The organism is Tianweitania sp. (genome assembly GCF_032053605.1).
Classification (GTDB): domain Bacteria; phylum Pseudomonadota; class Alphaproteobacteria; order Rhizobiales; family Rhizobiaceae; genus Tianweitania.
Genome location: NZ_DAMBUH010000085.1, coordinates 406 through 9,648, shown reverse-complemented (window position 1 = coordinate 9,648; position 9,243 = coordinate 406). Strand labels below are relative to the sequence as shown.

Genomic DNA, 9,243 nt, shown 5'->3' with positions numbered 1-9,243 from the left:
TTCTTCCAGCCTGCTTGCTTGTAGATAGAATGCACCGTGCCTGAGGGAATGTCACGGCGCGGATGCGGCAGGATCACCACTGCGCCGCTAGCAGGGTGCCTGTACTTGTGGTGTGACCCTCGCACCGAGACAAGCACGAATCCGTCGGCTTCGAGCCGGCGGATGATATCGCGACTGTTTTTCAGCATCTCCTTACCGGAAATAATCCTGCAATGGCCGGACTTCCAGGCTGCCGGCTTTGAGGGCGGCGATGGCTTCGGCTACGGCGGCAGCGCCGGAGAGGGTGGTGTAGTACGGCACTTTCTGCATCAGGGTCGCGCGGCGCAGTGACTTGGAGTCGGACAGCGCCTTCTGGCCGTCGGTGGTGTTGAAGACCAGCTGGACCTGACGGTTGCGGATGGCGTCTTCGATGTGGGGACGGCCTTCCAGCACCTTGTTGACCTTTTCCGCTTCGACGCCGTTTTCCTTCAGGAAGCGCGAGGTTCCGCCGGTGGCCATGACCTTGAAGCCGAGTTCGGCGAGCTTCTTCACCGACGGCAGTACGCGCTCCTTGTCTTCGTCGCGCACGGACACGAACAGCGTGCCGGAGCGCGGCAGGTCGACGCCGGCGCCGAGCTGCGCCTTGGCGAAGGCCAGGGCATAATCGTGGTCGAGGCCGATCACTTCGCCGGTCGAGCGCATTTCCGGTCCGAGCAATGTGTCGACGCCGGGGAAGCGGGCGAAGGGGAACACGGCTTCCTTGACCGCGATATGGCCGAGCTTATGCGGGTTCGGCTTGGTGCCGTAATGATCGAAGGCACCGTCGAGCGTCTCGCCGGCCATGATGCGGGCAGCGATCTTGGCGATCGGCCGGCCGACAGTCTTGGCGACGAACGGCACCGTGCGGGATGCGCGTGGATTGACTTCGAGCACGAAGATGTCGCCGTCCTTGATGGCGTATTGCACGTTCATCAAGCCGCCGACATGCAGGGCCCGCGCCATGGCAGCCGTCTGGCGCTCCAGTTCCGCGACAAGCTCTTCCGAAAGGGAATGGACGGGCAGGGAGCAGGCGCTGTCTCCCGAATGGATGCCGGCTTCCTCGATATGCTCCATGATGCCGGAGACATAGACGTTCTCGCCGTCGCAAAGCGCGTCGACATCGACCTCGATCGCTTCGGTCAAATAGGTGTCGAACAGAAGCGGGTTCTTGCCGAGCAGCGTGTTGATCTGGCCGGTCTTGTCGTTTGGATACTTCTGCTTGATGTCTTCCGGCACGAGGCCCGGCACGGTTTCGAGCAGGTAGTTCTGCAACTGGCCGGCATCATGCACGATCTGCATGGCGCGGCCGCCGAGCACGTAGGATGGGCGCACAACCAGCGGGAAGCCGAGTTCGCCGGCAACCAGCCGCGCTTGTTCGACCGAATAGGCGATGCCGTTCTTCGGCTGAAGAAGGCCGAGCTTGTGCAGGAGCTTCTGGAAGCGGTCGCGGTCTTCGGCGAGGTCGATCATATCCGGCGAGGTGCCGAGAATCGGGATGCCGGCCTGTTCCAGCGCTGCCGCAAGCTTGAGCGGGGTTTGGCCGCCGAACTGCACGATCACGCCATGGAGCGTGCCGGCCTGTTTTTCCGTGCGCAGGATCTCGAGCACGTCTTCGGCTGTCAACGGCTCGAAATAAAGGCGATCGGACGTGTCGTAATCCGTGGAGACCGTTTCCGGATTGCAGTTGATCATGATCGATTCATAGCCGGCATCGGCCAGTGCGAAGGCGGCGTGACAGCAGCAATAATCGAACTCGATGCCCTGCCCGATGCGGTTGGGACCGCCGCCGAGGATCACGACCTTCTTTCGATCCGACACGCGCGCTTCGTCGGCGACCTGGCCGGCAAAAGGCAGTTCGTAGGTCGAGTACATGTAGGCGGTGGGCGCCGCGAACTCGGCCGCGCAGGTGTCGATTCGCTTATAAACTGGATGAACGTCGAGCTTTTCGCGAATCTTCTGAATCGCTTGCGCGTCGCTCTTCACAAGCGAGCCGAGGCGGGCATCGGAGAAACCCATGGCCTTGAGCTTGCGCAGATTCCGGGCGTCCTTGGGCAGGCCGTGATCGCGCACACGGCTTTCCATGGCAATGATGCCGGCGATCTGCTCCAGGAACCAAGGATCGATCTTGCACATCTCATGGACGTCTTCGAGCGAAGTGCCCATGCGGATGGCCTGCGCCACCATGCGCAACCGGTCGGGCGTCGGGGTGCCGAGGGCAGCACGGATCGCGTTGCGGTCTTCGCCGATACCGAGGCCGGGGATTTCGATTTCGTCGAGGCCGGTCAGGCCGGTTTCAAGACCGCGCAGGGCCTTTTGCAGAGACTCTTGGAAGGTGCGGCCGATTGCCATGACTTCGCCGACCGACTTCATGGCTGTGGTCAGCACATTATCGGCGCCGGGGAACTTCTCGAAGGCAAAGCGTGGGATCTTGGTGACGACATAGTCGATCGACGGCTCGAACGAGGCCGGCGTCGCACCGCCGGTAATGTCGTTTTCGAGCTCATCCATCGTGTAGCCGACGGCCAGCTTGGCTGCGACCTTGGCGATGGGGAAGCCGGTGGCCTTGGAAGCCAGCGCCGAGGAGCGCGACACGCGCGGGTTCATTTCAATGACGACTAGACGGCCGTCGGCCGGGTTGACGGCGAACTGCACGTTCGAGCCGCCGGTTTCCACGCCGATCTCGCGCAGCACCGCGATCGAGGCGTTGCGCATCATCTGGTATTCCTTGTCCGTCAGTGTCAAAGCCGGCGCGACGGTGATGCTATCGCCGGTATGAACGCCCATCGGATCGAGGTTTTCGATGGAGCAGACGATGATGCAGTTGTCCGCCTTGTCGCGGACGACCTCCATCTCATATTCCTTCCAGCCAAGGACGCTTTCCTCGATCAGCACTTCCGTGGTGGGGGAGGCGTCGAGGCCGGATGCGATGATCTCGTAGAACTCGGCGCGGTTATAAGCGATGCCGCCACCGGTGCCGCCCATGGTGAAGGACGGCCGGATGATGGCAGGTAGGCCGACATGATCGAGCGCCTGGGCCGCAATGCCCATCGCGTGGCCGACATAGCGCTGCTTGCGGTCGCCTTCGCCGAGGTTCCACTCGGTTTCCAGCGCGTCGAGCTGGGCGTCGAGATTGTCCGGGTTGCTGGCCTTCAAGGCGGCGCGGCGCGCCTTGTGCGCCTGCTTGTCGGTGTCCTTTACGGCCGAGGCGTTGGCCAGCATCGACTTCGGCGTTTCCAGGCCGATCTTGGCCATGGCTTCGCGGAACAGCGAGCGGTCTTCGGCCTTGTCGATGGCTTCGGCATTGGCGCCGATCATCTCGACGTTATAGCGGTCGAGCACGCCCATGCGGCGCAGCGACAGGGCCGTGTTCAGCGCGGTCTGGCCACCCATGGTCGGCAGCAGCGCGTCCGGCCGTTCTTTGGCGATGATCTTGGCGACGACTTCCGGCGTGATGGGCTCGACATAGGTCGCATCGGCCAGTTCCGGATCGGTCATGATGGTGGCCGGATTGGAGTTGACCAAGATGATCCGGTAGCCTTCCTCCTTCAGGGCCTTGCAGGCCTGGGTGCCGGAATAATCGAACTCGCAGGCCTGGCCGATAACGATCGGACCCGCACCGATGATCAGGATGGACTTGATGTCGGTGCGTTTGGGCATGGCTCGGATCCATCTGGCATGCGCGTTGCGCTGAAAAGCCGGACGGAATGAACCGGCCGGCCTGCGCACACGCTTAATCTTGGGCTAGGCCGGTCTTATAGGGGAGAGTGCGGGCTTGTGTAACCCCAAAAAACGGGGCGACAGCCATCATTCACATGACTATCGCCGGGCGTTTTGCCCCGGGCTTTACTCGGCGGAGGCTGCGAGCGTCGTTGCCGCGGGTGCCTGCTGCTCTTCCTGCAAGGAGGCCAGCCATGTCTTCACGGCGCTGACATCCGCGTCGCCGAGGAGATGACCGAGTTCGACGGTCTTGCCCACGACCTCAGCGCCTTTGCCGCGCAGTGCATCAGCCAGACCCGGCGCGAAGCTGCCATAGGTGGCGTCGTTCTTGCCGGCGACCGCCAGAATGGAATCCTTTGCGAGATTGACGTCCGGCAGGGTCTTCAGAACCATCATTGGGCGCAAGAGGGCGGCGCGCTGCACGAGATCGGGGTGCAGGAAGGAGAGAGCGGCGAGCAGATTGGCGCCGTTGGAATAGCCGAGATAGATCGCGTTGTTCAGGTCGATGCCGTAGTCCTTTTGCGCCGTTGTCATGAACTTGGCGAAGGCGTTGGCTTCGGAGCGGATGTCGTCCTGATCGAAGGTGGTGGGCGTGACGCGCTTGTACCAGCGGTTGATGCCGTCCTGCACGACACGTCCGCGAATGCCCAGCAATGCGGAACCCGGCGCGACCTTGGCCGCAAGATCCATCAGGCTGGTTTCGTTGCCGCCTGAGCCATGCAGCAGGATCAAAGTCGGCGAGCCCTTGGTGGTCGCCTTGCGGTAGTTCGCGACGAAGGCCTGCGAGCGCGTGACGGAGGTCAACGGATTGCTGGCGGCAGCCTTGGCGGCGTTCGTCCCGACAGGCGCATTGGTGAGCGAAGCTTTCTCAACCAGGCATTTCGCTGATGGCGTGACGTTCGCCTTGTTGCTCATGGAAGCACCACACTCGATCTGCGCCGAAGCAGGCAGCGCTGTTCCGCCAATAAGGAGGCTGGAGATCACCGCGGTGGCAAGAATGCGCATCATGGATTGACCCTGAAACAGGTTGGTTGACAGTGGGTTAACGCGGTGAGTTCTAGCATCGCCGCAAGCCGTTCATCGCGGCTGGCAGCCACTTCCAGCTTTATTGCAGCACGAATGTGGCACTGCATCATTGAAACACGGGTTTGTGAAGTCTTCTTCGTGGAACAAATCTGCTTTGTAGAAATTGTTGCGCCTCTGCAACTTACCACCTGATCGCAAGTTATGTGTTTTAGCCGGAGCAACCTTGCTGCCGGCGCATCTGTGCGAGGGAATTTGCCATGCAGTGGAGAGGGCGCCGTCAAAGCTCCAATGTCGAGGATCGCCGTGGCGGCGGTGGTATGTTCGGTGGTGGCGGACGCATGGGCGGCCCCATGCGCATTCCCGTCCGTGGCGCCGGTGGCGGCCTCGGGATCACGGGCATCATCATTCTGCTGATCGCAGCCTGGATCTTCGGCATCAATCCGCTGGAGTTGCTGTCGGGTGGTGGCAGCCTGGGTGGCGGTGGTGGTCAGACGCAAAGCCGCACGGTCGATACCAAGGCTTCCGACGAGATGACGCAGTTCGTTTCCACCGTGCTGGCTGAAACGGAAGACACTTGGAACGGCATCTTCCAGGCGGAAGGCCAGACTTATAAAGAGCCGCGCATGGTGTTGTTCAGCCGCCAGGTACAGTCGGCTTGCGGCACAGCATCGTCGGCTTCAGGCCCGTTCTACTGCCCGAACGACCAGCGCGTTTATCTGGACACGACCTTCTTCCAGCAACTAGACCAGCAATTTGGCGCATCGGGCGACTTCGCGCAGGCCTATGTAATTGCGCATGAGGTTGGCCACCATGTCCAGAACCTGACCGGCATCCTGCCCCGCTTCAACCAGATGCGCCAAAGCATGAGCCCGGAAGAAGCCAACCGCATGTCCGTGCGCGTCGAGCTGCAGGCGGATTGCTTTGCCGGCGTTTGGGCGCACTACACCGATCAGAAGGGCTTGCTGGAGAAAGGCGATGTGGAGGAAGCGCTGAACGCTGCCACGCAGATCGGCGACGACACGCTGCAGAAGCGCAGCCAGGGCTATGTTGTGCCCGACAGCTTCAACCACGGTACTTCGGCCCAGCGCCGCAGCTGGTTCCAGCGCGGCGTGCAGAACGGCCGCCTGAGCGATTGCGATACGTTCAACAACCCGGTGTAAGATTGGGTTCTTGCTTCAACAAAAAAGGCCGGCGAAATGCCGGCCTTTTTTGTTCTTAACGTTCGGCGAGGAGGGGTTCGCCGCGCCGTTCGTGAATCAGGTTCACGAAGCGGCGGAAGAGGTAGTGGGAATCCTGCGGGCCGGGCGAGGCTTCCGGGTGATGCTGGACCGAGAAGACCGGCTTACCCTTGAGCGCAATGCCGCAGTTGGAGCCGTCGAACAACGAGATGTGGGTTTCCTCGACGGCTTCGGGCAGGGACTGGCTGTCCACCGCAAAGCCGTGGTTCATCGAGACGATCTCGACCTTGCCGGTGGTGTGATCCTTCACCGGATGGTTGGCGCCATGATGGCCCTGATGCATCTTGGCGGTCTTGCCGCCGAGCGCAAGCGCCAGCATCTGGTGGCCGAGGCAGATGCCGAAGGTCGGCAGGTCGGCCTTGAGCAGATCCTGGATCACCGGCACGGCGTATTCGCCCGTGGCTTCCGGGTCGCCGGGGCCGTTCGACAGGAAGATACCATCCGGCTTCATGGCGAGGATGTCTTCCGCAGCCGTGGATGCAGGCACGACGGTGACCTTGGCGCCGAGGCCGGACAGGAGGCGAAGGATGTTGCGCTTCACGCCGTAATCGATGGCAACCACATGCATGGTGGGCTCGGTTTGTTCGCCGAAGCCTTCGTTCCAGGCCCAAGGCGTTTCGTTCCACACCGAGCTTTGGCCGGAGGTGACGTCCTTGGCGAGATCGAGGCCGACGAGCCCTGACCAGGCCTTGGCCTTCGCCTGCAGGGCGGGGATGTCGAATTTGCCGTTAGGATCGTGGGCGATCACGGCGTTCGGCGCGCCCTTGTCGCGGATCAGCGCGGTGAGCGCGCGCGTGTCGATGCCGGCCAGCGCCACGACGCCGCGCTTCTTCAGCCAGGTGTCGAGGTCGGAGGCCGAACGGTAGTTCGAGGGATTGGTAATGTCGGCCTTGAAGATCGCGCCGACCGCGCCGTTGCGGGCAGCGGGTGTCAGGTCCTCGATGTCTTCATTGTTGGCGCCGATATTGCCGATATGCGGGAAGGTGAAGGTGACGATCTGGCCGACATAGGACGGATCGGTCAGGATTTCCTGGTAGCCGGTCAGCGCCGTGTTGAAGCAGACTTCCGCGACCGCTTCGCCGGCTGCGCCCAGACCCTTGCCTTCGATCACCGTTCCATCGGCCAGCACAAGAACGGCTGTGGCGATCTCATCGTCCCATGGCTGAGTTGCGGGGGTCGCCGTTGTTTCGGTTGCCTGATCCATCTCGTTCTCCACTGCCTCGCTGCGCCTTCGGTTTGGCTTTGGCTCTTCCCGAGCGCACGCTATGGGCTGCGCCTGGAAATACACGATGCAAAGCCATTTGGCGGGATGGTTGTCGGTTGAGTGCAAACTCATGGACCGGAACCTCCTCCACATAATCCGCTTGGCGCCACCGGACAACAGGAAAGCCGGCGTTTTTGCGAGGCATATTGCGGGTTTCCACGGCTTCGATGTCTGGGAGACCTTCCGGCCGCCAGGCAAAGCCACTATGGACTTCAGGGAAATGGAGACCACCATCATGCTGCGCGATCAATTCGCGAACGGCCTCAAGACTGCGATGAAGGCAGGCGACAAGCGCCGCACCTCGACGCTGCGGCTGATCCTTGCTGCCATCAACGATCGCGACATCGCCAATCGCGGCCTGGCCAAGGAGCCGGTGGTGGATGAGGAAATCCTGGCGATCCTCGGCAAGATGGTGCGCCAGCGCGAAGAATCCGCGAAGGCATTCGAAGAAGGCGGCCGCATCGAACTGGCGCAGCAGGAGCGCGAGGAAATCGAGATCATCCGCGACTTTTTGCCCAAGCAGATGAGCGAAAGCGAAGTGCGCGAGGCCTGCCGAAGCATCATCGCCGAACTCGGCGCCAGCGGCCTGCGCGACATGGGCAAGTGCATGAACGCCTTGAAGGAGCGTTATCCCGGCGCGATGGACTTCAGCAAGGCGAGCGGCATCGTGAAGGAGATGCTGCAATAAGGGCTGAGCCCTCAATCCTCCCCTTGAGGGGAGGTCGCGCCGAAGGTGCGGGCGGGGGTATTCCTGGCGCGGATGGACCTCCACCCCTAACCCCTCCCCTCAAGGGGGAGGGGAACACGCTGAACGCCCGCACTTGCGGCTCTATCTATTACGAAGCTTCGACATGATCCGGCGCAGCTTCAGAAGGCTGGCGATGCTGCTAGCCTTTGTGGCGGCTTTGGCGAGCGGACTGGAGTCGCTGCCGCAGGCGCTGATGGCAGTGCGGCTAGTGCGGGTGGCGCTCGACCCGGTTGCGCAGACGCGCATCGAGCTGGATGCTGTGCCGTCCGAGCAGATCCTCGTCAATGCTCGCCAAGCATTGGCTGAGGGAGATGGCGAGCTTGCTGCGAGCTACCTTGTTCTGGCCGATCAGCGGACACTCACCATGCCGGAGGATCTTCGTCAGGCGGTAGCGGATGCGACGGCATTTGATGTAGCCGATTTCGGCGGGGATGTCTGGGCCGGCTTCGTTCATGGCGAGGCTACGACGCCGGCCGGCTTTGCGGCGGCCTTGGCACTCGATCTCACGGCGATCGGCGACGTGAAGGACTTGATGGTTCAGGCCGCTGCCTACCCCGACCACGACATTCTCATCATGAGCCTCGCCAGCATCGGGTTGGCGCTGACCGGCGCGAGCGTCGTTTCGGTCGGTGCGGCGACGCCTGCAAAGCTGGGTGCTTCAACGCTGAAGATCGCGCGCAAGGCACGGCTGCTGCGTCCGCGATTCGTCACGGTGATGGCGCGGGAACTGCGTGGTGCGCTGAAGATCGGCAAGGTCGAGGAAGCGGCGACGGCCTTGCGCCGACTGGATTTCACTACTGCACGGCGGGCAGCTGCGGAAAGCCTTGACCGGGCGGTACTTTCACGGTTGCAGGACAGTGCCGTTGATCTCGGCCGCGTCGGGCGCCGACAGGGCGTGCGCGGCACGCTGGAAACCTTGGCGCTGGTAGATGAACCGGTGCGTTTGCGGCGGCTGGCGGCGATCTCGGAGCAGTTCGGCCCGGGCTACCGTGCGGTGTTGCGGGTCGTGCCAGATGCCGGGCGGGTTGCGGCACGCCTCGTCAAGCCGCTGTTCAGGCTGACCGAACTGCTGGGCTCGGCGCTTCTCTGGCTGCTGACGGTTCTGCTGTTCCTTCGCCGCAGCGTGCTGGTGATCGCACGTGGCATTGCAACGGTTGTTCCGCCTTATCCGCGACGCCGTCGGCGGATCGTTCCAACCCCGCCGATAACAATATTGTAGAGCGCGCTAGTGC

7 protein-coding genes are annotated in these 9,243 nt (G+C 62.4%); 3 read left to right on the top strand and 4 right to left on the bottom strand.

The features are described 5' to 3' along the window. The 3 genes from RTX98_RS15960 to RTX98_RS15950 all read right to left on the bottom strand — a co-directional run. On the bottom strand, positions 1-188 hold a 188-nt coding region (locus tag RTX98_RS15960), incomplete at its 3' end, for a type II toxin-antitoxin system HicA family toxin (protein WP_312797824.1). Between the two features lie 4 nt (positions 189-192). Then, positions 193-3,675, bottom strand: coding sequence for a carbamoyl-phosphate synthase large subunit (gene carB, locus RTX98_RS15955; RefSeq protein WP_312797823.1), 3,483 nt, complete (start codon positions 3,673-3,675; stop codon positions 193-195). A 186-nt stretch (positions 3,676-3,861) separates the two neighbouring features. Next, on the bottom strand, positions 3,862-4,743 hold the full coding sequence (locus RTX98_RS15950; RefSeq protein ID WP_312797822.1) for an alpha/beta hydrolase: 882 nt from the start codon (positions 4,741-4,743) through the stop codon (positions 3,862-3,864). 275 nt (positions 4,744-5,018) lie between these two features. Here RTX98_RS15950 and RTX98_RS15945 point away from each other — a divergent pair, with 275 nt between their 5' ends. Continuing rightward, positions 5,019-5,921 carry a neutral zinc metallopeptidase gene (locus RTX98_RS15945; protein WP_312797821.1) on the top strand — a complete coding sequence of 301 codons (903 nt, stop codon included), beginning with the start codon at positions 5,019-5,021 and terminating at the stop codon, positions 5,919-5,921. Positions 5,922-5,976: 55 nt separating this feature from the next. Here the strand turns inward: RTX98_RS15945 and carA are convergent, their stop codons facing one another. Continuing rightward, a complete protein-coding gene (gene carA, locus RTX98_RS15940) occupies positions 5,977-7,203 on the bottom strand; it encodes a glutamine-hydrolyzing carbamoyl-phosphate synthase small subunit (RefSeq protein ID WP_312797820.1) in 1,227 nt (408 codons plus the stop codon). 298 nt (positions 7,204-7,501) lie between these two features. On the opposite strand from carA, the gene RTX98_RS15935 reads away from it, so the two are divergent. Then, the gene (locus RTX98_RS15935) at positions 7,502-7,951 is read left to right on the top strand and encodes a GatB/YqeY domain-containing protein (protein ID WP_312797828.1); all 450 of its coding nucleotides are present in this window, start codon (positions 7,502-7,504) and stop codon (positions 7,949-7,951) included. Positions 7,952-8,144: 193 nt separating this feature from the next. Beyond that, entirely contained in the window at positions 8,145-9,230 is a 1,086-nt protein-coding gene (locus RTX98_RS15930; protein ID WP_312797819.1) for a hypothetical protein, read from the top strand. Positions 9,231-9,243 lie beyond the last annotated feature (13 nt).